General features: G+C 40.1%; 26 protein-coding genes. 16 read left to right on the plus strand and 10 right to left on the minus strand.

All coding sequences use genetic code 11. From position 1 onward, the window contains the following. Window positions 1-4 precede the first annotated feature (4 nt). From nrfD to ACH30E_RS04075, 12 genes are all read left to right on the plus strand, one after another. Entirely contained in the window at window positions 5-1,447 is a 1,443-nt protein-coding gene (gene nrfD / locus ACH30E_RS04020) for an NrfD/PsrC family molybdoenzyme membrane anchor subunit (RefSeq protein WP_490823736.1), read from the plus strand. A 126-nt stretch (window positions 1,448-1,573) separates the two neighbouring features. After that, window positions 1,574-2,164: a DUF3341 domain-containing protein gene (locus ACH30E_RS04025; RefSeq protein WP_133474385.1), complete on the plus strand. Its 591-nt coding sequence runs from the start codon at window positions 1,574-1,576 to the stop codon at window positions 2,162-2,164. A 19-nt stretch (window positions 2,165-2,183) separates the two neighbouring features. Further along, window positions 2,184-2,804 carry a c-type cytochrome gene (locus ACH30E_RS04030; protein WP_490823737.1) on the plus strand — a complete coding sequence of 207 codons (621 nt, stop codon included), beginning with the start codon at window positions 2,184-2,186 and terminating at the stop codon, window positions 2,802-2,804. Between the two features lie 56 nt (window positions 2,805-2,860). Beyond that, the gene (locus ACH30E_RS04035; protein WP_490823739.1) at window positions 2,861-4,090 is read left to right on the plus strand and encodes a quinol:cytochrome C oxidoreductase; all 1,230 of its coding nucleotides are present in this window, start codon (window positions 2,861-2,863) and stop codon (window positions 4,088-4,090) included. A 137-nt stretch (window positions 4,091-4,227) separates the two neighbouring features. Next, entirely contained in the window at window positions 4,228-5,307 is a 1,080-nt protein-coding gene (locus ACH30E_RS04040) for a cytochrome c oxidase subunit II (RefSeq protein WP_490823741.1), read from the plus strand. A gap of 62 nt (window positions 5,308-5,369) precedes the next feature. Continuing rightward, window positions 5,370-7,190: a cytochrome c oxidase subunit I gene (locus ACH30E_RS04045; RefSeq protein WP_490823742.1), complete on the plus strand. Its 1,821-nt coding sequence runs from the start codon at window positions 5,370-5,372 to the stop codon at window positions 7,188-7,190. Window positions 7,191-7,358: 168 nt separating this feature from the next. Further along, window positions 7,359-8,261 carry a heme o synthase gene (gene cyoE / locus ACH30E_RS04050; protein ID WP_490823744.1) on the plus strand — a complete coding sequence of 301 codons (903 nt, stop codon included), beginning with the start codon at window positions 7,359-7,361 and terminating at the stop codon, window positions 8,259-8,261. Window positions 8,262-8,350: 89 nt separating this feature from the next. Continuing rightward, window positions 8,351-8,926, plus strand: coding sequence for a cytochrome c oxidase subunit 3 (locus tag ACH30E_RS04055; protein ID WP_490823746.1), 576 nt, complete (start codon window positions 8,351-8,353; stop codon window positions 8,924-8,926). Window positions 8,927-9,003: 77 nt separating this feature from the next. Further along, window positions 9,004-9,684 (plus strand): cytochrome c oxidase subunit 3, encoded by a 681-nt coding sequence (locus ACH30E_RS04060; RefSeq protein WP_490823748.1) that lies wholly within the window; start codon window positions 9,004-9,006, stop codon window positions 9,682-9,684. A 31-nt stretch (window positions 9,685-9,715) separates the two neighbouring features. Beyond that, window positions 9,716-10,186 (plus strand): cytochrome C oxidase subunit IV family protein, encoded by a 471-nt coding sequence (locus ACH30E_RS04065; RefSeq protein ID WP_490823749.1) that lies wholly within the window; start codon window positions 9,716-9,718, stop codon window positions 10,184-10,186. Window positions 10,187-10,260: 74 nt separating this feature from the next. Continuing rightward, a complete protein-coding gene (locus ACH30E_RS04070) occupies window positions 10,261-11,073 on the plus strand; it encodes an SCO family protein (protein ID WP_294994617.1) in 813 nt (270 codons plus the stop codon). A gap of 55 nt (window positions 11,074-11,128) precedes the next feature. Then, entirely contained in the window at window positions 11,129-11,713 is a 585-nt protein-coding gene (locus tag ACH30E_RS04075) for a DUF420 domain-containing protein (protein WP_490823751.1), read from the plus strand. 66 nt (window positions 11,714-11,779) lie between these two features. Here ACH30E_RS04075 and ACH30E_RS04080 read toward each other — a convergent pair whose 3' ends face one another. The 8 genes from ACH30E_RS04080 to ACH30E_RS04115 form a co-directional block, all read right to left on the minus strand. After that, window positions 11,780-12,166 (minus strand): MGMT family protein, encoded by a 387-nt coding sequence (locus ACH30E_RS04080; protein WP_490823753.1) that lies wholly within the window; start codon window positions 12,164-12,166, stop codon window positions 11,780-11,782. Window positions 12,167-12,190: 24 nt separating this feature from the next. Next, complete coding sequence (locus ACH30E_RS04085) at window positions 12,191-12,394, minus strand: C1orf53 family protein (protein ID WP_490823755.1); 204 nt, start codon at window positions 12,392-12,394, stop codon at window positions 12,191-12,193. Beyond that, window positions 12,375-13,079 (minus strand): tRNA (guanosine(46)-N7)-methyltransferase TrmB, encoded by a 705-nt coding sequence (trmB, locus tag ACH30E_RS04090; protein WP_294994600.1) that lies wholly within the window; start codon window positions 13,077-13,079, stop codon window positions 12,375-12,377. Before trmB ends, ACH30E_RS04085 begins: the two co-directional genes overlap by 20 nt. 106 nt (window positions 13,080-13,185) lie before the next feature. Further along, window positions 13,186-13,494, minus strand: a complete 309-nt coding sequence (locus ACH30E_RS04095; RefSeq protein ID WP_294994596.1) for a putative quinol monooxygenase — start codon at window positions 13,492-13,494, stop codon at window positions 13,186-13,188. A gap of 346 nt (window positions 13,495-13,840) precedes the next feature. Then, window positions 13,841-16,309 (minus strand): TonB-dependent receptor domain-containing protein, encoded by a 2,469-nt coding sequence (locus tag ACH30E_RS04100; protein WP_490823757.1) that lies wholly within the window; start codon window positions 16,307-16,309, stop codon window positions 13,841-13,843. Between the two features lie 138 nt (window positions 16,310-16,447). Then, window positions 16,448-17,113 (minus strand): response regulator transcription factor, encoded by a 666-nt coding sequence (locus ACH30E_RS04105; protein ID WP_294994591.1) that lies wholly within the window; start codon window positions 17,111-17,113, stop codon window positions 16,448-16,450. Continuing rightward, window positions 17,106-17,822, minus strand: coding sequence for a sensor histidine kinase (locus ACH30E_RS04110; RefSeq protein ID WP_490823759.1), 717 nt, complete (start codon window positions 17,820-17,822; stop codon window positions 17,106-17,108). The genes ACH30E_RS04105 and ACH30E_RS04110 overlap by 8 nt, the downstream gene beginning before the upstream one ends. A 675-nt stretch (window positions 17,823-18,497) precedes the next feature. Beyond that, on the minus strand, window positions 18,498-18,830 hold the full coding sequence (locus ACH30E_RS04115; protein WP_294994585.1) for a hypothetical protein: 333 nt from the start codon (window positions 18,828-18,830) through the stop codon (window positions 18,498-18,500). Window positions 18,831-19,227: 397 nt separating this feature from the next. On the opposite strand from ACH30E_RS04115, the gene ACH30E_RS04120 reads away from it, so the two are divergent. The 4 genes from ACH30E_RS04120 to ACH30E_RS04135 all read left to right on the plus strand — a co-directional run bounded on the left by ACH30E_RS04120 (window position 19,228) and on the right by ACH30E_RS04135 (window position 24,534). Then, window positions 19,228-21,624: a TonB-dependent siderophore receptor gene (locus ACH30E_RS04120; protein ID WP_490823760.1), complete on the plus strand. Its 2,397-nt coding sequence runs from the start codon at window positions 19,228-19,230 to the stop codon at window positions 21,622-21,624. Between the two features lie 15 nt (window positions 21,625-21,639). Beyond that, a complete protein-coding gene (locus tag ACH30E_RS04125) occupies window positions 21,640-22,752 on the plus strand; it encodes a PepSY-associated TM helix domain-containing protein (protein WP_490823762.1) in 1,113 nt (370 codons plus the stop codon). 121 nt (window positions 22,753-22,873) lie between these two features. Next, complete coding sequence (locus ACH30E_RS04130) at window positions 22,874-23,203, plus strand: DUF6686 family protein (protein WP_490823764.1); 330 nt, start codon at window positions 22,874-22,876, stop codon at window positions 23,201-23,203. A gap of 110 nt (window positions 23,204-23,313) precedes the next feature. Continuing rightward, the gene (locus ACH30E_RS04135) at window positions 23,314-24,534 is read left to right on the plus strand and encodes a hypothetical protein (protein WP_490823766.1); all 1,221 of its coding nucleotides are present in this window, start codon (window positions 23,314-23,316) and stop codon (window positions 24,532-24,534) included. A gap of 48 nt (window positions 24,535-24,582) precedes the next feature. On the opposite strand, the gene ACH30E_RS04140 is transcribed toward ACH30E_RS04135, so the two are convergent. Both ACH30E_RS04140 and ACH30E_RS04145 read right to left on the minus strand, forming a co-directional pair. Next, complete coding sequence (locus ACH30E_RS04140) at window positions 24,583-25,449, minus strand: hypothetical protein (protein WP_490823767.1); 867 nt, start codon at window positions 25,447-25,449, stop codon at window positions 24,583-24,585. A 121-nt stretch (window positions 25,450-25,570) separates the two neighbouring features. Then, window positions 25,571-26,989: a TolC family protein gene (locus tag ACH30E_RS04145; protein WP_490823769.1), complete on the minus strand. Its 1,419-nt coding sequence runs from the start codon at window positions 26,987-26,989 to the stop codon at window positions 25,571-25,573. Between the last annotated feature and the right edge of the window lie 3 nt (window positions 26,990-26,992).

The following is a 26,992-nucleotide window of genomic DNA, read 5'->3' on the forward strand; positions in this document are numbered from 1 at the left end:
CCAGATGCATTTAAAGTACGAATCACAGCTCAGGGAACCGTTGGTGTACGGTGATAAGAATTACCATCAGGTAACCGAAGACATCGTAAGACCTATCGAAGCCAAGCCAACTAAATTGTGGTATGTCGGCTTCTATATTTCTGTTGCCCTATTGTTGTTTGGTGTGTATAGCGTTTATCGTGAGGTAACTTACGGTATCGGCCAGTGGAACCTGAACAAAACCATCGGATGGGGTTGGGATATCACCAACTTCGTATGGTGGGTAGGTATCGGTCACGCAGGTACACTGATCTCAGCAATCCTTTTGCTGTTCCGTCAGGGATGGAGAACAGGTGTAAACCGTGCGGCTGAAGCGATGACCATCTTCGCCGTAATGTGTGCGGGTCAGTTCCCGATCTTCCACATGGGTCGTGTATGGATGGCTTTCTTCGTACTTCCTTATCCTAACACACGTGGTCCATTATGGGTAAACTTTAACTCACCATTGTTGTGGGACGTATTTGCGATCTCAACTTATTTTACCGTATCTCTTTTATTCTGGTACTCTGGTTTGATTCCTGACTTTGCAACGGTTCGTGACCGTGCATTCACCAAACTGCGTAAGCGTTTATATGGTATTGCATCTTTTGGTTGGACAGGTTCTACCAAACACTGGCAGCGTCATGAGAGTCTTTCTCTGGTTCTTGCCGGTCTGAGTACACCACTGGTACTTTCTGTACACACTATCGTATCTTTCGACTTCGCTACGTCAGTAATTCCTGGTTGGCATACGACAATCTTCCCGCCATATTTCGTTGCGGGTGCGATCTTCTCTGGATTTGCGATGGTACAAACCCTGATGGTGATCGTTCGTAAAGTTTTCGGAATGGAAGACTATATCACGATGGGTCACATTGAGGCGATGAATAAAGTAATTGTATTAACCGGTTCTATAGTAGGTGTTGCTTATCTCACAGAGTTATTCATGGGATGGTATAGCCAGAACAAATACGAGGGTTACACATTCTGGTACAGCCGTGCTTACCTGTTCAGTCCTTATGGCTGGAGCTATTGGGGTATGATGGCTTGTAACGTATTGAGCCCGCAGATTTTCTGGTTCCGCAAAATGAGAAGAAACCTGTTCGTAACCTTCTTCATGAGTATTATCGTGAATATCGGTATGTGGTTCGAGCGTTTTGTAATCATCGTTACATCATTGTACCGCGATTACCTTCCATCTAGCTGGTCTGTATACTACAGCCCTACTATTTGGGAGATCGGTTTCTATGCAGGAACATTCGGTTTATTCTTTACCTGCTTCTTCCTCTTCGCAAAATACTTCCCGGTAATTGCGATTGCAGAGATCAAGTATGTATTGAAAACAACCGGTGAAGGATATAAAAACAAAATGGGTCATATCGAAGAGCAGAAGTTGGAAGACTTCGTTCACGACCAAGCACACCATTAATTTTTTTAATGGGGCAATTTGAAAATTTGAAAATGATGATTTGATAAGGTTGAAGTTTGAAAACAAGAAAGCAGTTGCTTTCATTTTCAAATTTTCAAATTTTCAAATTGTCTAATTAAATACGACATGGCAAAAAAGAAATTCGTAGTAGGCTGTTTTGATGATGAAGCAGTATTGTTTCCTGCGGTGAAGAAAGTTCGCACCTCGGGCTACAAGATTCATGATGTGTATACGCCATTTGCGGTACATGGACTTGATCATGCACTTGGTTTAAGAGAAACCAGTTTGCATACTGCCGGTTTTATCTATGGTATCACAGGTACCACTACAGCACTCAGCTGTATCAGCTGGATATTTACCCGCGACTGGCCTTTGAACATTGGTGGTAAACCCCATTTTGCTTTACCAGCATGGGTGCCAATCATGTTTGAGTTAACAGTATTGTTTGCTGCGGTAGGTATGGTACTTACGTTTTGCTATCTCTGCCAGTTGGCTCCGTTTGTGAAAAAGCATCACTTCCATGCACGCGCTACAGACGATTTGTTTGTAATGGTAATTGAGTGTACCGATAAAACCAATGTAGATGACCTTAAAGCATTCCTCAGCAGCAATGGTGCCGTTGAAACGGATGTTCAGGTAGCAGAAGAAGGTTGGTGGTTAGGTCGTTACGACAAAGATGAAATGATGTTTGAAAACAAAGAAATCGTTGCTGCTTAATATTTTGAATACAAAGAAGATGAAGAAATTACTGATCATAGCTGTTGCCGCCACTGCTACTACGATTGTAGCTTGTAGCGATGTAAAGCGCACTCCTGGTACAGTTTATATGCCTGATATGGCATACAGTCGCGCCTATGAAACCTATGCGGATCATAGCAATCTCACAGAAAAAGGTGTTCATTATACCGCAATGCCTGTGGAAGGAACAATCGCAAGGGGTTCAGAATTACCTTTTCATATAGCCAAAGATGCTCCCGGTGATACAACCAATTATTATGCATCACGTCAAGTGGCTAATCCAATCGATTCATTAAGCGCTACAGATGCTTCAGAAGCCGAACGTTTATACCTCATAAACTGTGGTATTTGTCATGGAAGCAAGCTTGATGGTAATGGTCCTTTATACAAAGGAGGGGAAGGTCCTTATGCAGCAAAACCCGCTACATTGGTTGGTGATGCTAAATATGAATCAATGCCAGATGGTCAGATGTTCTATTCAGTTGCATACGGAAAAAATATGATGGGCTCTTATGCTTCTCAGTTAACCCGTAAGCAACGTTGGATGGTGATTAAGTATATCAAGAACAAACAAAAAGAAGCAAAAGCGGCTGCTACTTCAGCACCTGCGGCAAAATAATATAGTATTAAATCCCAGCTCCGGACATTTGTCTGGAAAAGATTAAAAGAATAAAAATGGCATCTATCAAAACGCAATTTGAGATACCCGGTAAAATGAAGACATGGTCCTATGCCCTGATTGGTGTAGGTCTGGTTGCCCTTGTTGCAGGTCTTGTGATCAAGGGTTTTAGCGCCGATGAACATGAGCAGACTCAGTTCTGGGGTACACTGATGTATAATACCATTTTCTGGACCCTGGTTTGTAATGCCAGCATGTTCTTTATTTGCGTAACAACTTTGGCTATGGGTGGCTGGCAGCAGTCGTTCCGTCGTATTCCGGAAGCGATCTCTACCATGGTACCCATTTTTGGTGCCATTACTTTTGCCGTTTTAATTTATGTGGTAGTAGGTCACAAACATCATATTTATCATTGGTTAGATACAGAAGCTGTAGCAAACGACCCGATATTGAAAGGTAAAGCCGGCTTCCTGAATCCTGTTTTCTTTATTATCTGGACTACCCTTACCATTGGTTTGTGGAGTTTATTGGGCTGGAGAATGCGTCAACTGAGCAGTGAGGCTGATGAAGCTCCAATGGATGCAGAAAAAGGTGCAAGTTTTATCTGGAGAAATACCATCCGTGCAGCCTTATTTGTAGTTTGGTTTGCATTGACTGTAGGATCAACTATTCCTTGGTTATGGATGATGAGCATCGATGCACACTGGTATTCTACCATGTATAGCTGGTATACATTCGCAAGTTCATTTGTATCTGGTATGTCACTCGTTGCATTATGGGTAATCTACCTGAAAAATAAAGGCTATCTGGAACTTACTTCACAGGAACACCTGCATGATATCGGTAAGTTTATGTTTGCCTTCTCAATCTTCTGGACCTACCTCTGGTTCTCACAGTATATGCTGATCTGGTATGCAAACATTCCGGAAGAAACCGTATACTTCAAACACAGGGTTCAGGGACCTTACAAAGGAATTTTCTTTTTGAATTTGATCATCAATTTCCTTTGTCCGTTGTTAATATTAATGAAGCGTTCGGCAAAGAGAAATTATACGCTCATAACCTTCATGGCTGTATTGATCATTTTTGGTCACTGGATCGATTTCTACCAGATGGTAATGGGAAGCCTCTCTAAAGAGCATGTAACCCTGGGTTGGTTAGACTTTGGTATCCTGAGCTTGTTTGTAGGTATGATGATTTTGGGTGTAGGAAGGGCATTAACTAAAAAATCACTGGTTCCTAAATATCATCCTTTCCTGAAAGAGAGCGTGATACACCAGGTGTAGTTGTTAATTTGAAAATTTGAAAATTTGGAAATTTGAAAATGGGTAGTCTTTGAAATTAGAAAATGATTCACGGTGTTTTATCATTTTCAAATTTCCAAATTCTCAAATTTTCAGATTGATTAAATACTGATAGCATTATGACAATGTTTTTAACCATAGCTGTAATCGTACTGATCTTTATAGTGATCTTCCAGATCGCTAAAGCAAGTGAATATGTATCGGTACTGAAAGGAGAAGAAGTTAGCCGTAAGCAAAACAATAAAATCAACGGATTCCTGATGATAGGATTCCTTGTTTTAGGTTTAATCGGTGTATGGTACTGTAATAAGCTTTATTATGGTAAAACACTGCTGGTTCAGGATGCAGCCAGTGTAGAAGGTGCACGTGTAGATTCAATGCTATGGGTTACACTTGCCGTAACTGGTATTGTATTTATACTCACACAAATTGTACTGTTCTGGTTTGCCTACAAATACCAGGAAAAAGAAAACAATAAAGTTTTTTATTTCCCGCATAGTACCAAGCTTGAAGTTATCTGGACCGTTATTCCTGCCATCGCCTTAACTGTGCTGGTTGTAATTGGTTTGCGTAACTGGTTCCTGTTTACCGGCGAACCTCCAAAAAATGCTATGGTGGTAGAAGTAACAGGAAAGCAGTTTGGCTGGATATATCGTTATCCAGGTAAAGATGGTTCATTCGGCAAGAAATACTATAAGAACATTGATAATGCAAGTAACAGTCTTGGTTTGATTTGGGAAGATAAATTGGGTCATGATGATCTTGTTATGGAGCAAACTATGTACCTCGTTAAGGGCAGACCTGTTAAGCTGATTATTGGTTCAAGAGATGTAATTCATGATGTGGGTCTTTCTCATTTCCGTATGAAAATGGATGCCGTTCCGGGTATTCCTACTACGATGTGGTTTACGCCTAAGTACACTACAAAGGAAATGAAAGAAATGACCAAGAATCCGGATTTCCAATATGAAATCAGTTGCGATCAGATGTGCGGTAATGGTCACTACTCTATGAAAGGTGTAATTGAAGTAGTAGAGCAGGAAGAGTTTGATGCATGGATGGTAAAACAGAAACCTTATTATGCTCAGCAGTTCCCAGACAAGGATGCTGCTGCACCAAAAGCAGTTGCAGATACTGCTGCTAAAACAGCTTCGGTAAAACCTGTTGAAGCAGCAAAGAAAGCAGTGGCTAAAATGTAAAACATTGTTCAACCAAATACGAAGTGGTTGTTATCATTGATAGAAATTTATAAAAGAAGATTATGAGTAACGAAGCAGTAGTGCATGCACATGGAGCAGTGGCCACACACGAGGGTCATGGCGATCATCATCATGAGCATCACCATCATGAGACTTTTATCACAAAGTATGTGTTTAGCCAGGATCATAAAATGATTGCCAAACAGTTCCTTATCACTGGTATGGTATGGGCTGTTTTGGGTGGTTTGATGAGCGTACTCTTCCGTTTGCAACTGGGTTATCCGGATGCAACATTCCCATGGTTAGAAGATATCCTGGGTAAATGGGCAAAAGGTGGTCGTATTACACCTGAGGCTTATTATGCATTGGTAACTACACACGGTACAGTACTTGTATTCTTTGTATTGACTGCTGGTTTGAGTGGTACTTTCGCCAACTTCCTGATTCCTTTACAGGTAGGTGCACGTGATATGGCATCTCCGTTTATGAATATGCTTAGTTACTGGTTCTTCTTTGCAGCCAGTATCGTGATGCTGTCTTCTATGTTTGTTGAAACGGGTCCTTTCAGTGGTGGTTGGACCGCATATCCTCCTTTAAGTGCACTGGGTGATGCGTCGCCAGGTTCTAAAACGGGAATGGATTTATGGCTTGTTTCAATGGCACTCTTCGTAGTATCTTCTTTATTAGGTGGCTTGAACTATATCGCAACCGTATTAAATATGCGTACTAAAGGTATGAGCATGACACGTTTGCCATTAACCATTTGGGCGCTGTTCTTTACTGCGGTACTTGGTGTACTTTCTTTCCCTGTATTATTCTCAGGTTTCATCCTGTTAATATTCGACAGAAACTTCGGTACCAGCTTCTACCTGTCTGATATCTTTATCAATGGCGTAGGTGCATTACCAAATGAAGGTGGTAGCGCTATTCTATACCAACACTTATTCTGGTTCTTAGGTCACCCTGAAGTATATATCATCCTGTTACCTGCCATGGGTATGGTATCAGAGATATTATCCGTAAACTCACGTAAACCGATCTTCGGTTACATGGCGATGATTGGGTCGTTATTCGCTATCGCTATCCTCGCATTCCTTGTATGGGCGCACCACATGTTTGTAACTGGTTTGAATCCATTCCTGGGATCGATCTTCGTACTACTTACTTTGTTGATCGCTGTACCATCTGCCATCAAAGTATTTAACTGGTTAACCACTTTATGGAGAGGTAATATTCGCTTTACACCGGGTATGCTGTTCGCAATTGGTTTTGTAAGCTTATTTATTTCTGGTGGATTAACAGGTATCTGGCTGGGTAACTCAGCACTGGATATTCACCTGCACGATACTTATTTCGTAATCGCTCACTTCCATATTGTAATGGGTGTGGCATCTATGTTCGGTATGTTCGCTGGTATCTACCATTGGTTCCCTAAAATGTACGGACGCTACCTGAATAATACGATGGGATATATCCACTTCTGGGTAACCCTGGCTGGTGCTTACCTGATTTTCTGGCCAATGCACTATGAAGGTTTAGCAGGTATGCCACGTCGTTATTACGATTACAGCATCTGGGAAAGCTTCAAACAGTTCGTAGAACTGAACCGCTTTATCAGTACCGTTGCGATGATTGTATTTGCTATTCAGCTATTGTTCCTGTTTAACTTCTTCTACTCAATTTTCAAAGGTAGAAAAGTAACAACCCTTAATCCATGGGGCGCAACAACACTTGAGTGGACAACCCCTATTCATCCTGGTCATGGTAACTGGGTAGGCGAAATTCCTGAAGTTCACCGTTGGGCGTATGATTATGGTAAAGACGGTAAGGAATTTATTCCACAAACCACACCAGTGGGAGCAGATGAAAGTGAAAACCATTAATACATTCACCTGCATAACTGGAAGCAGTAGCAGGTAATCAATAATGTCAATGCTCCCGAATAAACGGGAGCATTGTTTTTAGTTCGGATAAAATTGTTAGGCAGGAAGTAGTAAAGGAAAAGGTGTCAGTAAAATGCTGGTCACCATTGTGAAGACCAATCGTATTACATGACAGCAGATGCAAAAGAAACCGTGTCATTTTCAGTGGCGGCTAAAGTAAAAGACTACTTTCAGTTAATAAAATTCACACTGAGTTTTACCGTAGTTTTTTCTTGTGTCGTATGTTATCTGCTGGCACCGAAAGTAGTTGAATACGATCTGGCAATGATTGTAGTTCTTTTTATCGCGGGTATGTTGGTAACAGGTAGTGCCAATGCCATTAACCAGGCTGTAGAGAAAGATACAGATGCCATGATGAAACGTACCGGTAAAAGACCGGTAGCTAATGGCAGGATGAAACAGGAGGAAGCTTATCTCTTTGCTTTTATCGCCGGGTTATTAGGAGTGGGCATGATGTGGTATTTCTTCAACCTGTCATCGGCATTGTTATCGGCTTTCAGTTTATTTCTCTATGCATATATCTATACACCATTGAAAAAAATAAATTCAATCGCTGTATTGGTAGGTGCGTTTCCCGGAGCATTACCCTGTTTAATAGGATGGGTAGCTGGTAACGATGATTTCAGTGCGGGAGGATGGATACTTTTCGGTATACAGTTTCTCTGGCAGTTCCCACATTTCTGGGCCATTGCCTGGGTAGCGCATAATGATTATAGTAAAGCAGGGTTTAAACTACTTCCTTCTGACCTGGGACCAACAAAATTCACCGCCTTACAAGCAGTGATGTACTCAGTGCTGATGATACCGGTAGGTATACTGCCTTACTATTTTGGGCTAACCGGAGAAACAAGTATGTGGATACTGATTGCCGCCAACTTATTTATGGTAGTGCAAAGTGTTCGTTTATACAAAGAAATGAGTGTAAAAGCAGCAAGAAGAGTAATGTTCAGTAGCTATATCTATTTACCGATAGTGTTACTGGCTTTACTGGCAGATAAAATCAGGATGTGAATTGTCAATGGTGAATTGTCAAATATATATTCACTATTAGCCATTGACCATTGACCATTCACAATTCACAAAAAAACAACGTGAACGTGATGACAACCGTGCAGACGAATGAACCCAAACGTATCCATCCACATAAATTTACCATGTGGGTGGCGATTGGTAGTATAGTGATGGCATTTGCTGGTTTAACTAGTGCCTATATTGTAAAAAAGAACCAGAGTAGCTGGCTGGAATTTGACCTGCCAACGGTATTTTGGTATTCTACAGTAGTAATCTTACTGAGCAGTTTAACCATGCACCTGGCAACAAAAGCTTTTAAGGCAAGAATAATGAGCCGTTATCGAAGCCTAATCACTGTTACGGCCGCATTGGGTGTTTTGTTCATTGTTTTGCAATACATGGGCTTTTTAAGCCTGGAGGCAAATAATATAGCCCTTGTTGGACCTAAAAGCAATTCTGCCGCGTCCTTCCTGTTGGTTATTACAGGGTTGCACATGGTACACGTGCTGGGAGGGGTAATTGCTTTACTGGTGATGTTTGCAAGGGCATACAGCAGCAAAACAAAGTCTTACAGCAGCGTACCTGTTGAAGTAGCAGGCACCTACTGGCACTTTGTAGATGTGCTTTGGATATATCTTTTTATCTTTTATAACTGGATCGGATAGTTGAAGAAAAAGTTAAGGTTTATGCACCTTTTTTGAACAACAGCCAATATTTTTGTAACGAAATTTTTAGAACGATCATGGCAACGACAACAACTGCAACAACAACCAAATTGTGGGGTGGCGGAAAGAGTCCCTTCAATGTAGAGTATGGCAAATTGATGATGTGGTACTTCCTTATGAGTGATGCCTTCACATTTGGTGCATTCCTGATCTCATACGGTACCATCCGTTTCTCAACCAATGGATGGCCTGACCCCAATGAAGTGTTCAGGAGCTTCCCTTTTGCTCCGGAAGGAGTACATGCTCCGTTGGTGTTCGTTAGTATCATGACATTCATCCTGATCATCAGCTCTGTTACCATGGTGCTTGCAGTGCATGCGGGTCATAACATGGATAAGAAAGGGGTGGTTAAAAATCTGGTATGGACCATCATCGGTGGTCTTGCTTTCTTAGGTTGCCAGGCATGGGAGTGGACACACTTATACCACGAAGGTGCATGGTGGGGTAGCAATCCCTTCCTGAATGCTGATGGAACAGCTTCTTCAACCAACTTTACCAACTATTTCTTTACCATCACCGGTTTCCATGGTTTCCACGTATTCTCAGGGGTAATCATCAATATCGTAATGCTGGTAATGACCCTTATGGATAAATTTGAGCAGCGTGGCCATTACCTGATGATCGAAAAAGCTGGTCTGTACTGGCACTTTGTAGACCTGGTATGGGTATTTGTATTCACCTGTTTTTACCTGGTTTAAACACATTCATTCATTTAATTAAGATATTGATATGTCACATACAGTAGGTCACGAAGAAACACATGGCGGCGGTACTTCAGAAATAAAAAAAGTTACCATCATCCTCTCTGTATTAACCATCATTGAACTGGTACTCGGTTTCTGGATGATTGGTATGGAAAATGAAGGATTACGTATGGCCATTAAAGGCGCGATCATTATTCTGATGCTGGCTAAAGCATTTTACATTGTAGGTTATTTCATGCACCTGAAACATGAGATCAAAAATCTTATCATGACCATCGTAGTGCCATTGGCATTATTTGTATGGTTTATCATCGCCTTCCTTTCAGATGGTAACTCATTCAGAAACCTGCGTAATACTTATGATCCTTATTTTAAGGAACAGAGTACCATTAAAGTAGAAAAGAAAGAACATGGCAGTTCTCATGATGCTGCAACAGGTACACATGCTACCGATACAACACATGAGACCAAAGAAGCGGTGGAAAACAAACACTAAGATCATTCCTCAGATATAAAATTTAATTGGAAACCATCGCTTATGTGGCGATGGTTTTTTTATACCCTCCGAATATGAACAAGAAAGCGATACTGGGTTTGATGGTGGCGGTTTTTATTCCGGTATTCTGTTACATCATTCTCAAATACTCCAGTGAGCATGCAGTAGATATGCCACGCAAATACCTGCTCGATACCGTGGTAACTCGTGTAGAGAATGGTAAAATGATTACAGACAGTATATGGCATAAGACAGCCAATATCAGTCTGCATAATCAGTTGGGAGATTCAGTGAGTCTTTACGATAAGCAGGGAAAGATAATGGTGGTCGATTTCTTCTTCACCAGTTGCAGGAGTATCTGTCCAGGATTAACCAGGAACATGGTGAAACTACAACAGTCATTCCTGAGGGGTGGTGATGTGAGAAAGAAAATCGATACATCCATTGTACAATTCGTATCGTTTACAGTAGATCCGGAACATGACTCTGTTCCGGTACTGAAAAATTATGCAGATCGTTTTGGCGTAAACCACGATAACTGGTGGATGTTAACCGGCAACAAAGATTCAATCTACCAGTTTGCTTTTCAGGAATTGAAAGTAGACAAGTTCAGTGAAGAACCCATCAGCCCCGATTTCGTACATACCACCCGTTTTGTATTGCTTGATAAGGATCGTTATGTGAGAGGTTATTACAATGGACTTGATTCTTCTTCTCTATCGAAACTGGCAAGGGATATCGGATTGTTGATGCTTGAAAAAGATGACAAAAAGAAAAGCACGGTATTCATGCAGATCATAGACCTAAGCTGGTTATGGCTGATCATTGTAATGCTGGTAATTTTCTTTGTATTATACATGCGCAAGCGCAGAAAAATAAACGGGTAACTATAAACATTTCAGTGTCATTCAGTGTTCTCTCAGTGGCAATAAATTGAAAAACATGCTCCAACCCTCACTCCCCAAAAACGACAAACAAGCCCGCTGGCTGATCGCCATCTTTTCTGTTGTAGTATTTACTGCAGTTGTTGTACTCGGCAAGGTAAAACTTGATGTAAACCTGAATTTCGATGTACATATATTCGCCACTATCAATGCATTCATCAATGCAATTATTGCAGTATTACTGGTAGCAGCACTGGTAATGGTAAAACAAAAAAAATATGCGGCACATAAAAGAATTATGATGGTCGCTTTGCTTTTATCTATTGCTTTTCTGGTATCTTATATACTACATCATTTATTAGCCGGTGAAGCTAAATTCGGCGATGCCGATCATGATGGTATAGTAAATGAAGCGGAGAAACTGGCAGTGGGTGGCATGCGAATGATCTATTTCATTATACTGATTACGCATATTTTTCTTGCTGCAATCATTCTTCCTTTTATCTTATTCACTGCTTATCGAGGTCTCACAGGCGAATATGCTCAACACCGGAAAATAGCCAAAATAACCTGGCCGCTTTGGTTCTACGTAGCTGTAACTGGACCGGTGGTTTACTTTATGATCAAACCGTATTACCTTTAATTTGAAAATGAGTTAATTTGAAAATTTGAAAATGAAAGAATAACTCATTTTCAAATTAACTCATTTTCAAATTTTCAAATTTCCCCCCGGATCCCAAAACTTTGTTTTAAAGTCTACAATCACATCTTCTTTTACATAGACTTTTTCTTTTGCCAGCAGTTCTTCCATTTTTGTTGGAGTGGCGAAATGTGCTTTTCCGCTTAGCATACCATTTCTGTTTACTACACGATGTGCTGGTACTTTGGGCTTCACATTATGGGCACCATTCATTGCCCAGCCTACCATGCGGGCGCTCATTCTGGTGCCAAGATATGCGGCGATGGCTCCATAAGAAGTAACACGTCCTTTGGGTATCAGACGAACCACATCATAAACCTGTTCAAAAAAGGAATAATCTTTATTGCCAGAAGGTAAAACTGATCTGGGTTTTTCGGTAATTTTTTTCCGGGACACCTGTATTGATTTTATACAGACAATTTACGATTTAGTGATGGTAGCTTTTTGTTTTTGTTCTAACAATTCTGTTCTGCGTGGCTCAGGAACAGATTCATAATCAAAAGGGCAATGCCTGCATCCATGTCCGCAGCAATAGCCTTTGGCAATATGATAGGCTTCTGTAAATACTACATAACCATTTTCATCATAATAAAAATCTTGTCCTTCAATCAAGGGATGGTTCACGCAGACTTTGTTTTAGGGTTTCATCAATACTAACAGGTAAATCCTTGTTTAGTTTGAAACAGAGGTAATGAATGCGATTGCTTTGTGCAATGTCTAACCCTTCGTAGTGTGTTTTAATCAGTAATTCGGGTTTGATGTTTGATTGAGTATGTATATTGTCCGATTGCTCAACCAGTTCTAATCCGTACAGTTCAATAACCAGTAAGGTAAATTGGTAGAGGTCTGGACTATCTGTCTTAAGATGTACCAATCCATCGCTGGTTAATATTTGTTGATAGAGCCTGAGAAACTTAGGGTGTGTCAATCTTTTCTTTGCCCTTGAAATCCTCAGTTGAGGGTCGGGAAAGGTGATCCATATTTCTGATACCTCACCCGGGGCAAAATAGTTGGTGATTTTGTCCATATGTGACCGTATGAAAGCCACATTGGAAAGCCCCTCGTCTATAGCTGTTTTAGCACCTCTCCAAATACGGTTGCCTTTTATGTCAATACCAATAAAATTGCGTTCGGCATACATGCGCCCCAATCCAACAGCATATTCCCCCTTACCGCAGGCCAACTCAAGGGTAATCGGATTTTCATTCTTAAAGAAATCCTTCCATTTGCCCTGCATGTTTTCAGGATATTCCAGCACATTGTCGAAGCCCTTAATAGCTTCAAATCGAATCAATTTTTTCTGTCCCATGAGAAAGCAAAGATAAGAAACAGTGGAACAGAGAAATAAGGAATAAGAAATAAGGAAATAGGATAAACCTTTCTTATTTCTTATTCCTTATTTCTCTGTTCCTTATTTACAAAAGCCCTTTCCCTGCAACCGCTTTAAGCACTTTTCTTTCTGGTTCAACGGCCAGGAGAGGGCTGGCTTGGGAGAGGGCTTCCTGAAAGTCTTTGAGTGATTGAGATTTTTGGTGGCTTTCAGGGGAGTCCCATAATTCGGTTACAAAAATCTGGTCACCGTTTTCGGCATCCTGGTTAATGATGTATAGATGGCACCCATGTACATAGGCCATTTTATTGTATAGACTAGTAAGGATGTTTAACAGGTTATTACCCTTTGATTGCTGGGTAACAAAACGGGTTTGTAATGTGTAATGATGCATGTTGGGTTTATTTGCTTGTTTGTTAGACACGCAAGAATAAGGCCACGTAGCCTCCAACCTGTGAAAAAAAGGCTAAAATCCTAAAAACCAAAACCCCGGCAATCTGCCGGGGTTTTGGTTGCTGCTAGCTTCAAGCTGCAAGCCGCAAGCCTTGATTGTGCCTGTTTTAGGTTTTCTGCTATTATTGGAATAAATGAGGGGCATGCGAATTAAATATTATAACGAAGTCGGCCGAAAAGTACCTGCTTGTAGCTAATTATACTATAAAATAATACTATCCGCCTTCCCCAATTCTACATCACCTAAAATCAAAAAATCAAAGATCAAAAAATCAAAATTCCTCCTTCTAGTTCCCGCCGCCCACGCGGCTCTGCTCTTCCTGAGAGCCGCTGGTTCTGCGACGGGGTTGTGAGCCGGGGGTATTCTTTCCAAAACGATAAGCAAATGTTACCGTAATCTGTCTGGCATCAGGGATGGCTATTGTGCTAACATCCACATCGCTATACTTAACGGTTGCTTTGAATTTCTGCCAGGCAAATGGGTCGCGGATATTCATTCTCAGCGTTCCCTTGCCTTGCATAACCTGCTTTTGTAAACCAATACTCATCATATATACCGGGTTGAATACGGCCAATTGATCTACTGTTTTATGCCGGTAAAAACCACTTAGTTCTGCATTCAAACCTTTTGCTTTACTCAATACAAAACTGTTGGTAATATTTACATTAAAAGAAGTAAAGGAAATATCGATGGGGTCGTTATTGTAGATGCCTTTATAATGGTTATTGAAAACGGTAGCAAAGAAATTGGCATTCCACCAGGAACTGAACCTTGCGGGGGCAGTAACCGACAAACTCAGGTTATCGAATTTTGCGATGTTCTCTGAGGTATTGTAAGTGATTTTCTCTGATGAATTCTGCCGTAATATTTGTGAGATGACATTATTGGTGGTGTTAGCCGCAAGTGTAAAAATAAACTTCGATTTGAATGCGTAGCTTAATTCAACATTATGCGTAAACTGCGGTAATAGGTATGGGTTACCGACACGATAAGTAAGTGAATCGAGGAAGAAGGTAAAAGGATTCAGGTCCTGGTAATTAGGTCTGGTTATTCGCCTGCTGTAAGATGCGGTTAGTTGGTTTTGTTTATTAAATGCATAACTGATGAATACGCTTGGAAAAAGATTGGTGAAATTTCTTTTAAAGCTTGAATCATTGGAAACCTGACGACCTTTAGCTATGGTATTTTCCAATCGTAAACCTGTTTGTATACTCCATTTACCCCATTGTTTATTTGCATTTACATATACCGCATTAATATTCTCCTTGTAAATAAAATGATTGGAACGATTATCCGGAATCCAGCTTTTATCAGGTAGTTGGCGGTTATAATTTACTTCATTATCGTTTTCAACGATACTACTTTTTACCCCTGCTTCAAATCGACCTCCTTTGTAGGGTTGCACATAATCTGATTTGAATGACCAGATATTGATTAAAGAAGGGAGGTGACCATTTAATAAAATACTTGAACCTACTGGGTTGCCACTTCCATTATAAACATCTGTGGTAAGTAATAAATCGGAAGTGTTATTGTACACTACATAATCAATATCTGTGGTTAATTCTTTCCCAGTAGAATCGAAACTATGTTTCCAGTTAAGGTTGCCGGTAAAGTTTTTAAAACTGGAAATATTTTTCGTGTTGGATAAAAGTGTGGAAAGAACGGTCCCATTATTGTCTTTTATAACGGAAGAACTGGTAGGTGTCGGTCTTCCTTCAAAAGCAAACCCACTCATAACTACGCCGAATATATTTTTTTTGTTTGGCTGGTAATCAAGACCAAGACGAAGGGTTTGATTGAAATTGCCAAATTTAAAACGGGTAACCAGATCTGAAGAGCCATCTTTATTACCCATAGCATTGTAGAAGTTACGCTCAATACTAAGTGTTTGACGTCCTCTGAAGAAGTTAGGCAGGTAGCTACCAAAGAAATTGATTTTATTATGCTTATAGTTAAACGTAAAACTGTTTTGTGATTTTGGAATTACATATAAGGCAGATGCTGGTTTAAATAGAGAAGCCGTTGCACCCAAGGTAAGCGTACCATTAAAACCGTTACTGCGTCCTTTTTTGGTTTTGATATTTATAATGCCTGAGTTGCCTGCTGCATCGTATCGGGCAGAAGGGTTGGTCATAATTTCCACTACATCAAGTTCAGCAGCGGGCATATTGCGTAATAAATTAGCGAGGTCGGTGGCAGACATATAAGTCGGTTTACCATCCAGCATAACGATAACGCCTGCTTTTCCTCTTAAACTAATATTGCCTTCGTTGCTTACGCTAACCCCTGGTGATTTTTCCAATATCTCCAATGCACTTGAACCTGCACTTGTAGGGGATGCTTCAACATTGATGACTGTTCTGTCGATTTTTGTTTCTACAAAGGGCTTTTTGGCGGTAACTGTAACTTCGCTCATTGCTTTTGCGGAAGGTTCAAGCGAAATGATTGGAAGGGTAAACGGATTATTGGTAACCAAAAAAGGGGCAGACGTTTTTTTGCCATATCCTACCAGTTGAACCGATACCAGGTAATTACCTGGTTTTATATTGATGAATTCGTAAAGACCGTTTTCATTACTAACGGCTAGTTTAACCAATACTGAATCCTTTTGCTGGAGCAAAGAAACAGTCGCTGAAGCTATTTTTTTGCCCTGATCATCCTGGATGATACCGGAAATGATATTGCCTGATTGGGCGAAGGAAATGCTGCCTATGGCAAGTAAAAAAAGTAATAGTGTAAACTTAGCTCTCATCTGTTTAGTTTTTGCGGCATAAAGATTTACTGAACCGCTGAAAGCAAAATGCTAATAAGTACAAGACTTTAAAATGACGGGTGCAATGGATGAAAACGGCTATATGACAGGATTTTACATGTCAGTTTCTTACATTTCCTATTGTTTATCGATGGAGAACAAATCGTGCTTGAGTGCATAAATGGCTACGCCGGCAGATGTTTTAACTTCCATCTTTTTATAGATCTGTGCCCGGTAATTTTCAACTGTTCGTCTGCTCAGGAATAGCGTAGTTGCAATTTCTAAATTCGTTTTTTCTGTGCATATAAATTGGATGATCTTCAATTCAAGATCAGAAAAGCCAACCGAGAGTTCTTTTTTATAAGGATTAAAGGAACTGCGATTTAATAATCGAATCATCCTGGTATTGGTGGTTCGGCAGTAATAAGGGTATCCTTGACAAATTTGATCGAGTGCCGTGAATAGTTCTGCCTTGGGCATATTTTTGGTGATATATCCCATCGCCCCAGCTTCTAATGCTTCGATAATGGAAACATCATTTTCATAATTTGTAAGCACAATACATTTGATAGCGGGGTTCCATTTGGTGATTCTTTCAATCGCAAGCGACCCTTCCAGTAATGGCATACGCAGATCGGTGAGAATAATGTGCGGATCCAATGTTTTCGCCTTCCTTACCAGTTCTTCACCATTGGATGCTTCTCCAATGATGCGATAGAGGTCATTATCTTTGAAAAATCCCTTAATGCCTTCGCGGTAAAGATCGTGATCGTCGGCAATCAGGATTCTTATCTGGTTATTCATAATCATTATTCGTTTGCAGTGATTTTAATGGAATCCTGATCTCATATTTTACTCCATTGCCGATGCTTGTAACAAGATCAATACGGGCATTTAATAATTTCGACCTTGAATAAATATGTGACAATCCTGCTCCTTTTTGCAGACTATTCTTATGGGCAGTACTAAACCCAATGCCATCGTCGCTGATCACCACTTGAAGTGTCTTTTGTTTTACAGTAATTGAACAGTGGATATTGGTACAACAGGCATGCTTGATTGTATTAGTGGTAATTTCTTTTACAATTCTATACAGGTGAATTGCTTTTTGTGGCCTGAATTCGCTATCTACGAAATTTAAGCTGGTGGCCATTTTTATCTGATGGGTTAATTCGATTTCATCGAATAAGTGAATGATTGATTTTTTCAAGCCTATGGTATCTAACGATGGGGGCACAAAATCGTAGGCGATTTCCCGGATAACGCTACGCATAGATTGAACCTGATCTACTATCTTTCTATGCATATCTCTATTTTGCACCGGATATTGTTGCAAAATGATTCCGATGGAAGAGAGCCCAGCACCAATTTCATCGTGCAGGTCGATATGTATTCTTTTTCTTTCCGCGTCAATAAGTTCTATTTCTCTTGCTAACTGCCATTCATATTCATTCAGGCGAAACCTGTATTGACGGAGGAGTGAGAAAATGAACATTGCCAACAGGATAGACATAAACAGTAAACTTGCTAGGAGGATCGGGTAGTTTGTTGGGTTTTCGGTAAACATAGAATAATGATGCTAAATGATATATTGACCAGGATATTTAATGCAGAAATGATGATCAGCAGATCCATACAAAAACTGGCAGTATATATTGGTGCAAACTGTTTAAAAATGAGGATGAAACCACGAAAGGTGAAATAGGCAAGGAGCGATAAACACAAAAGAAGGTCTATTTTCTTGAAACGGTCTGATACTGCTGTAAGGGTTAACTCAGAAAGCTTGTCGATACAGAACCAGCAAATCATTAAGGAGGAAACTATCCTGAAAAGTGAATTACTTGAACGGAGACTATGTAATATAAAATTATCAAGTACCCAGGTTGTTATACCAATAATCAAACCAATCCATATTGATTTAAAATGCTTGGCTCTTATGTTCATAAAGAGCCAAACATAGATAAGGTACTCGATAAAAGTAAATAAATTGGAGTTTAACAGATTAGGCTTATGACATTTAATCATAACAAAACTTACTGTTTCATTTGCCAGTCCTGTGAATAATAAGATAAACAAAGGCAGGTTTCTCTTAAACAACATTTGTTTTAAACGAAACAGCCCAGCAATGCATGGGACTGCAATTGACAGGGCTGATATCATGGTGAATAAAAAATAGCTCATAAATTACCTATCCATTTAACGGGGAGGGTGGCGGGCAAATAGGGGGGCACTGAAAAGCATCTTCAAGTATGATGCCTTCATCATCTGTTAACAAGACAGGATTTAGGTTTGGAAGAATATCCTGGTTATTTTCATCCACCGCTACAAGCACAGTACAGATGCGGTTATCTGTTTTCCGTCCCAAATATATACGAAATGAATGACATTCATCTTGTGCTAAAAGTGCTTTTACAGAACTGCCCAGATAAGTTTCCGCATAAAACAAATCAGCAACAGGATTTTGTCGGTAACAAGTGGTGTAATCAATAGCTTGCGCTAAAGAAATTTGATGTTGTATCATAGTAATTTAATTTTTGTGCAAGCTATTTCCACGCCGAACCAATTAAAAGGTGGTGATTACTTTAATTGATGTGGTAAATACTCTAATTCATCATAACAACTAGAGAAGATCTTAAAAACGTATGATCAATTACAGCCTATAAATCAAGCAGATAGCAAGCAGCAGATCTCAGATTTTTGATTTTTTGATCTTTGATTTGGGATTCATTGTAAAATATTTAACAGAATTTTCGTCTACCCTGAATACTCCTAGTCAAAATTCAAAATTCAAAAAATCAAAAATCCTACCTAAGGGATCTCGCATCTGCTTTTTGTTTCCTTTTGCGTAAATAGAATTCCTGATTTTGATAGTCATTGGGTTACTGCACAGATAGTTTTGCGGCCTCAAAACTTTTTGTATGCAGAAAATAATATCCATATTCATCGCTTTATTCACTTTCTCTTTTGCAATAGCAAATGATTATCCAGAAGGAAACGGTACCATCAAGGGTACTATCACCACCAATGATGGTAAACCCGCAGTAGAAGTAAGTATTCAACTAATAGGCTTAACAAAGGGAGCCATTACAGATGAAAAAGGATTTTTTATCATTCGTGGACTGGCAGCAGCATCTTATGAATTGCAGATATCGCTGCTAGGGTACAAAGAAGTAACCCGAAAAATTAACCTTAATAATAACCAGGTTAGTACGGTAAATATTGCACTTGAACTAAGTGAGCAACAATTAACGGAGGTTATCATAAAATCTGGTGTTCGTTCCTACCGCGCCGGTACTGTTTCTTCTTCATTACGTATCCAAAGTCCTTTATTAGAGACCCCTCAGAATATCCAGATCATCACTAATAAAGCACTTGCAGACCAGCAGGTAATCAGTATGAGCGATGGGGCCATTCGTAATGTAAGTGGTGCAATAAGAATGGAACATTGGGCCGATATGTACACCAATATAACTGCACGTGGTTCGCAGGTACAGGCATTTCGTAATGGATTTAATATGGTGAACTCATTCTGGGGGCCATTAACCGAAGACATGAGCTTTGTAGATCATATTGAATTTGTAAAGGGTCCCGCAGGATTTATGCTTGGTAGTGGTGACCCAAGTGGTTTATATAATGTGGTAACAAAAAAACCGAGCGGATATAATAAGGGTGAAGCCTCATTAACCATAGGTAGCTTCGACCTCTATCGTGCTACATTAGACCTCGACGGTAAGCTGAATAAAGATGGTAAATTATTGTACCGACTTAATCTTGCCGGACAACAAAAAAAATCGCATAGGGCCAATGAATACAATGATCGCTATGCATTTGCGCCGGTAATCTCCTATCAGTTTAACGATAAAACAAAACTAACGGCAGAATACACCTGGCAAAATGCAAGAATGAGCGATGTGGGGTCTTATTATGTATTCTCCACCGATGGTTTTGCAACTTTACCTGTAGGAGCTACATTTTTACCCGCTGGTTTACCGGCTACTACCATTAACGATCATACTGTTTTATTAAACCTGCAGCATCAGTTTCATCCCAACTGGAAACTAACGGCACAAACCAATTACAATAATTATCAGCAACGTGGTAGTTCAATGTGGCCTGCTGCAGTAAATCCTAACGGCACAATTCAACGTGCAGTGAGTAGTTGGGATGCTAAAAGCAGTATCACTGCTGCGCAGATTTACCTGAATGGCAATATCAAAACAGGCAACCTGCAACACAGGATACTTGGTGGACTTGACGTATCGAACAGGCAATATTTTGCCGACTGGTCGCAATACCATTTACTTGATACAGGAGCTGCATTATTCGATGCTAACAATCCAAACCTGGGAAAACCTTCTAATGGCTATCCGCAATTCGACTTCAGCACACCGCTCGAACAAAGAGCAGTAGCAGCCGGTGGAACCATGGATATGCGTAATACAGGCGTTTACCTGCAGGATGAGATCGGGTTTCTCAACAATACCGTCCGTCTAACACTTGCAGGTCGTTACACTACTATCTCACAATCTGAATGGGGTGCTGCCGCCAAAACAGCAAAACGATTTACCCCAAGAATAGGATTAAGCGTTTCTCTTGATAAACAAACCACTGTATACGGATTATTTGATCAGTCATTTATTCCACAGGCCGGTAAACTGGCTAATGGTGGTTCTGTAAAACCAATTACAGGTAACAATATCGAATTTGGATTTAAACGCGATTGGGCAGGTGGAAGATGGAATACGGGATTAACAGTCTACCGTATCCTGAAAGAAAACGAATTAACAGCAGATCCTTTTAGTCCACCAGCTTCTGGTTTAAGCATTATAATGGGACAAAAACGTGCACAAGGAATTGAGTTTGATTTAAAAGGACGTATTGCACCCGGATTAGACCTTGTAGCCAATTATGCCTTAACGGATTCGAAAATTACCAAAGTAGCAAATGGTGTAACAAGTATGAAAGTAGGAGATGTAGTGCCGGGATATGCAAAACATACAGCTAATATCTGGCTTACTTATCGCCTGCAGGATGGGGCACTCAAAGGTCTTGGCTTTTCCGGCGGATTTACCTTACTTGAAGGGCGAAATACCTATTGGGATATCTCTCCCGATCCAACAAAAGTCTTACCAACCTATACCAAATTCGATGCAGGTATTTCTTATGAAAAAGATATGCTGCGTTTTAACCTGAACGTATTTAATGTGCTGAACAAATACCTGTACAACGGTTCTTATTACCAGTGGCTTACTGCCTATAACTGGCAAACAGAAGCACCACGTAATCTTCGTTTCAGTATTGCTTATCGTTTCTAAAACAGTTTATACTTCATGCGACTTAAAAAGTGGATTGGTAAAATACACCTATGGCTCGGACTATCGTCCGGGCTTGTGGTTTTTTTCCTGGGTATTACCGGTTGTATACTGGCATTTCAACAGGAGATAGAATCAATTACCCAACCTTATCAATATGTAAAAGAACGAAACGAAGCTGTGTTATTACCCTCTGTTATAAAACCAATAGCAGAGAATCAGGTGCCCGGTAAACATCCACACAGCGTTTTGTATGAAAAGGGAAAGGCAGCCAGGGTAATCTTTTATGGCGATGATTACTATAATATGGTGTATGTTGATCCGTATAATGGCGAAGTGTTGAAGTCGAAAGACATGAACCGGGATTTTTTCCGGATAATGGTAATGGGGCATTACCAGCTTTGGTTGCCGGTAGCTATCGGGCAGCCAATTGTAGCCACAGCCACCCTTATATTTCTGGTATTGATGATCACCGGACTCATACTCTGGTGGCCCAAAAATAAAGCTGCCCGAAAACAGCGTTTTAAATTAAAATGGAACGTACGCTGGAGAAGAAAAAATTATGACCTGCATAATGTACTCGGTTTTTATATGAGTTGGGTAGCTATTTTTATAGCAATCACCGGATTGGTGATGGGTTTTCAATGGTTTGCCAAATCTTTTTATACGCTTACATCGGGGGGCAAATCAGTAACGGCATATTATGAACCAATATCAAAAAAGCAGCCGCTTCGGGATACTGCTTTTTCAGCGGTAGATGAGTTATATAAAATGGCAGCCGGGGATTATATAGACGGACAATCGATTGAAGTGCACTACCCGGAGACAGATAGTTCTGCTGTTGTTTTGGCTATTAATCCCAAACCAGGTACTTATTGGAAAGTAGATTATACTTATTATAACCAGTATACATTAGAAGAAATGCAAGTGGATCATTCTTTCGGACGTTATGAAAACACATCAACCGCCGATAAAATTTACCGAATGAACTACGACGTACACGTTGGAGCAATAGGTGGGTTGCCCACAAAGTTGCTGGCTTTCTTTGCGAGCCTCATAGCCGCAAGCCTGCCGGTAACCGGGTTTATTATCTGGTGGGGTAGAAGGAAAAAAGGCAAACAGGCTGCATAAATAATTTTCTATTTCTTTCCCTTTCGCGATAACAACATTCCCGAATGAGTAAGTAAGCGGGTGGAACAGCCATTAAATTTGAGAGAACAGAAGACATACTAATATCTTTTGTTCTCTTTTTATGTGCCAGTACCAGACATTGTATCATCACGCTCAACATGGATATGTTGTTCGCTGTACCGAATGCGACCAAATACAAGTTGGCTTTGGATTTGTTTTATTAAACCTTACTGAAGATGTGTTTTATTCCTTGCACCGGTACCTGTTGGAATGCTGTACGCAGCCTAGCGAAAACAGGCATATTCGCAACAGGATACTTCCTATGCCTTACGACGGTATACAATTGATGATGAGCACTGATGAACTGGAGCAATTTTGCCGGATGATAGACCATGCAGAATCAGAACTGAGGGCCCAGGAGTTAATCAGACTGTTTATGAAAACGCAATAATGGTTCAGTTGTTGATAGAAATAACAACATAAATTTCTCTGGAGTCTTGCATATTTATCATCTCTTCAGATAAAGTATTAAGTTTACTTATTCATACTTAGCCAAAAGGGATGCGTACCGTTAAAAACTACTTGTTTTGCTTATTGCTACTCGAAACACTTTGTGTTAGTTATGCCCTGAAGTTCCCCTCGCTTGTTTTACCGGCAACCGTGATATATACAGTTAGCGGTATTGCCATTGCGTTTCTTTTATTACGTATGCCTCAGCAGAAGACAAATTTGCCGATTATTACTTTCAGGCTAACACCAGTATGGTCTTATCAATGTGCATTATTGTTATTTGGCGGTCTGTTTATGTATTTGTTTACCAGGCAATGGATTGTTCAGTCGCCACTCTCTTACAAAGACGCAGATATGATACCCATTATGCAGGTAATGGCTGAGCGGTTTATGCAAGGCGATTGGGCATTAGTATACCAACCTGTGCAGGAAATCTGGAACGGTATACAACCAATTTATCTGCCTGCCATGTGGATGCCATTTTTGGCTGCAGTAAAATTTGGATTTGATCCACGTTGGATCACCTCCCTTGCTGTATTTTTTTCCTTTGGCATTTTTATACTATTGTGGCGCGCACACTGGCAGAAAATATCCGGGGCAGTTTTATTATTGGCTGCTGGTATTTTATGTTTATGGCTATATACTGAGCCCTCACATAATTTTATCCGGCTTTCTGAAGAAGGGATTGTGGTGTTTTATTATAGTTTACTCGTACTGGCCATATTGTCTGAAAATTTTCTGCTTATTGGTATTGCTGCCGCTTTATGTGCCCTTAGCCGTTATGCTATTGCCGGCTGGTTACCCGCAATGTTGGTGTACCTCGTACTGGCTCATAAACAAAAACCTGATACGATTCGCTTTATATTGTCTTTTGTTTCCGTAGTGCTTCTGCTAGTGGTGCTTCCTTTTGGCATCAAACCATTGCAAATTGCCTTTCAGCAACCGCAACTATATATTGAACATGCTGCAAGAATCTGGAAAGAATCACCAGCATACTTTACGCAAAGCACGGGGCTGGCCAAATTCTTCGGACCAGAAAATATTGTACTTCAACACCAATTGCTTATTCTCTGCTCTTTTTTATTGCCGCTTATTTTTGTATTTGGCAGCATAAAATGGAAGCACCGGAACAATATTCCTTTGGCAACACTAAAGCTTACAGTTGTAATTGTATTTGCTTTAATTGATGTGCCTTATCAATATCTTTTTTATACTTCTTCCTTTATTTCCCTGATTGCGATTGCCGGCGTTTCCGGCGTGAATAAGGTATAGTAGGGCAGTAGTTTATAGAACAAGGCGCTTTATTCAGTTCTGAGGCCTTTAAAATCCGGCATTTCCGGATGCATGGAAGTTGATATCAAACCCAATCGTGGCAATGGCTTCCACATAAAAGAAATCATGGTTTACCCTGTTCCCTTTTTGAGTGGGTGTATTAGCCAGGGCATTCAGGTAATTTACATACCCGGCTTTACCAGATGCTTCAATAAATATTTTTTTAAAAGGGTATAGACGAATGGCCGTCTCTGCACTGGTATTATAACCAGCGATATGAAATTTATTATTTAGCCTTTCACCCCGCCATGTAAAATCTGTTCGGGGTATATTGATTCCGGCACCTACCTTCCAAAGCCAGGTAAGAAGTTTTCGGTCTGTTTTTTTTGTTCCAAACAGCGTATTCTGTTGTACATAGTTTATATGTAATAGATTAGCACCATCTGTATGTTCCAGGTGTAAAAAACTGCCTGGATTTAATATGCTGTCACCATGTACAGGCTGGTGATCAATCGTTCCTGTTACCAGTACTTTCTGATAATCGGTAACTACATATTTCATATGATCGAAATTTATTTCAACCGCTCTTGTTTTGTCTGGGTTGAGGTAAAAACCAATTCTATAACTGTATTGAGGAATGGAAATATCTCCCGGACTTTTCAGAATTGCACCAAAGTCTGGGGAATCATTTGCTTTGGCTCTGTGCAGGGTAAATCTGTCGCCATTACTCAAGGAAAAGTGAATATTACTTTTCGAATAGGATTCTCGATTGTACCCCCATTGAAAATACATACCATAAAACCAAGGCTTCTTTTCATTGGTTTGCGCATTTGTAGTATTGTAACAAAGTAGCAAAAAAAACAAACTGAGTATTGCCCATTTTTTTATGGTAACCTCATTATATTTTATAGACATAATTTTTTAATTGATCGTTGAAATCCTGGCTATCTGATTTTAAGCAATCATGAAGCGAAAAGAAAATGTTACTAATCAGCAGACTGATTAGTAACATTTTGAGCTAGTGCATTTAAATAGATTATTTGTTGCTTTGCCATCCTCCGCCTAATGATTTATATAATCCGATTACAGCCTCAGAAAGTTCTTTCTGAGTTAAAGCAAGCGCAAGTTCACTTTCAAGCACATTGCGTTGTGCGGTAATTACTTCCAGGTAATTGGCCATGCCATTTCTGAACAACATTTGGGCATTGCTGATTCCATTTTGTAACACAACGACACGTTCTTTTGTAATGATTGCCTGTTCTTTTAGTTTTTCAATTTTTGTAAGCTCATCTGAAACCTCGCCAACAGCCAGTAATACAGATTGTCTGAATCTGAGTACCGTTTTTTCTCTTTCAATTTCAGAAAGACGATACTGCGTTTTTAATTTCCCCTGTTGAAAAACCGGTTGTGAAATGCCAGCTATTCCTGAGATAAAGAGTGAAGCTGGAATACTGAACCAGTTACTTGCCAGAAACGCATTCAGTCCTCCGGTTGCAGTAATACTCAAGGTTGGATATAATGAAGCTTTTGCTATACCAGTGTTGGCATTGGCTTTCATTAGTTCCAATTCCATTGATTTAACATCTGGTCTGTTGGATAGTAGATCGGAAGGTATTCCAGGGGAAAGAGCCGCTGAAACAACTGTTTCATAGATGTTTCCCGTACGGATGATTTGTTTTGGAGCAACCCCTGAAAGAATACTGAGGTAGCTTTCTACAAGTCTAATTTGCTGGGTTAAACGTGGAATTAACTCGGCTGCCTGAAGGCGTTGGGCCGTTGCTTGTTGTATGGCAAGTGAATTTAACTGGCCAGACTGGTATTGCAACTTCATGATGGAAAGAGAGCTATCAGCCAATGCAAGATTCTTTTTTGCAATTTCCTCCTGCTCGTCAAGCATAAGTAAACGATAGTAGCCGTTTGCTACGGATGCAATCAAATCGGTTTGTATTGTTTTTCTTGCTTCTTCCGACTGTAAGTATGTGGCCAGTGATTTAGCTTGCTGGTTTTTTATTTTCCCCCAGATATCGGCTTCCCAACTAAATGAAGCGTTAACAGAATAGTCTTCTACATAAGATTTACCAAGGAACTGACTTAAACTCAAACCAGATAAACTATTGTCAGACGGTCTGTTAATACCTCCTGCACCCTGCAACCTAACTTCCGGAAGGTAACCTAGCTTGCTTTGTTTGATCAGCAATTGGGCCGCTTCTTTGTTTTTTAGTGTAACCTGAACATCAAAATTATTATTAAGTGTACTATCGATTAATGCCCGCAGTTGTTCGTTCACAAATAACTGTTTCCAGGGTATATTAGCAATGTTCAGCGAATCATTTCCCGAATAGTCCCGATACTTGTCGGGAACTGTATTCGTTGGTACAGTGGTATTTTTTGATACTTTACAGGCATTAAAGAGAGTTATAATTAATAGTAGCTTGTATAAAGAAGTAATTTTCATCGT

The sequence above is a fragment of the Sediminibacterium sp. FW305-C-61 genome (genome assembly GCF_058231065.1).